Origin of the sequence: Microcystis sp. LEGE 08355, from assembly GCF_015207185.1 — a bacterium.
Taxonomy (GTDB): domain Bacteria; phylum Cyanobacteriota; class Cyanobacteriia; order Cyanobacteriales; family Microcystaceae; genus Microcystis; species Microcystis panniformis.
The window spans coordinates 1-1,201 of record NZ_JADEXI010000920.1; the positions used below are offsets into that span (position 1 = coordinate 1).

General features: G+C 47.2%; 2 protein-coding genes. Both read left to right on the top strand.

The annotated features are described in order from the left end of the window. The first annotated feature begins 267 nt into the window (after positions 1 to 267). Positions 268 to 537, top strand: coding sequence for an extracellular matrix/biofilm regulator RemA (gene remA, locus IQ242_RS25270; RefSeq protein ID WP_002737924.1), 270 nt, complete (start codon positions 268 to 270; stop codon positions 535 to 537). Positions 538 to 549: 12 nt separating this feature from the next. Continuing rightward, positions 550 to 1,104: a guanylate kinase gene (gene gmk, locus IQ242_RS25275; RefSeq protein WP_002769175.1), complete on the top strand. Its 555-nt coding sequence runs from the start codon at positions 550 to 552 to the stop codon at positions 1,102 to 1,104. Positions 1,105 to 1,201: the final 97 nt, after the last annotated feature.

A 1,201-nucleotide genomic window follows, 5' to 3' on the forward strand; every position in this document is an offset into this window, starting at 1 on the left:
CCCCACACCCTACACCCTACACCCTACACCCTACACCCTACACCCCATTCCCCAAAAATTCCCTAATTTTCCCGACTTTTGGACTATTTACTCCCTAAGATAGAGACTCGTGTAAACAAATTTAATTAAAATCGCAAAAAACCTGAAAAAATACTAAAATGTGATTAAGAATGTTATTTTTAGCCTTGTAAGGCTAAATCTTTCTCGATAACATTGTAATCATACCTCCACACTCTTTTGTACAAAGGACTACACCTTTGTTAATTTATGGATATACAACTGATCAACATCGGCTTCGGTAATATTGTTTCCGCTAATCGGGTTATCGCCATCGTTAGCCCAGAATCGGCTCCTATCAAACGCATCATCAGTGATGCTCGGGATAAAGGCTGTTTAATCGATGCTACCTACGGAAGACGGACTCGTGCGGTGATCATCACCGATTCTAGTCATGTAGTGCTGTCGGCCATTCAACCAGAAACCGTGGCTCACCGTTTCGTGGTCAACAAGGAAGCCCCTGTTAATAGTAGCAACTAAGTTATTAACCCCATGCAACCCGGTCAATTAATTGTCATTACCGGCCCTAGCGGTGTGGGCAAGGGTACGCTAGTCCGGCATTTACTAACTCGTTTCCCTAACCTCTACCTGTCCGTATCCGCTACTACGCGCCCACCTCGACCGGGTGAAATTGAGGGGGAAGATTACTACTTTCTCGACCGTCCCAGTTTTGAGGAGAAAATGGCAGCCGGAGAATTTCTCGAATCGGCCGAATATGCAGGCAACTACTATGGGACCCCCCAATCAGCGATCGCCGATCAATTAGCAACAGGCCAGACCGTAATTCTAGAAATCGAATTAGAGGGGGCCAGACAGGTGTGTAAAAGCTTCCCCGAAGCGAGGAGAATCTTTATCCTACCCCCCAGTTTCGAGGAATTAGAACGTCGTTTGCGCGACCGGGGCAAAGATGCCGAAACAGCGATCGCCCGTCGTCTAGAGCGCGCCCGAGAAGAATTGGCCGCCAGCGGGGAGTTCCCCTATCAAATCGTCAACGATGACCTAGAAACCGCCCTAGATGTCATCGAGAAGATTATTTTTAGCCGTTAGGTGTTAGGTGTTAGGGGGTTGGGGTTTTAGGGGTTTTAGGGTTTTAAGGTTTTAGGGTTTTAGTTGAAATTCCCCACTTCCCCACTTCCCCTAATCC

What these genes read in the sequence shown, in the direction of transcription:
- remA (WP_002737924.1), top strand. Translation starts at nt 268, where the DNA reads ATGGATATACAACTGATCAACATCGGCTTCGGTAATATTGTTTCCGCT.
- gmk (WP_002769175.1), top strand. Translation starts at nt 550, where the DNA reads ATGCAACCCGGTCAATTAATTGTCATTACCGGCCCTAGCGGTGTGGGC.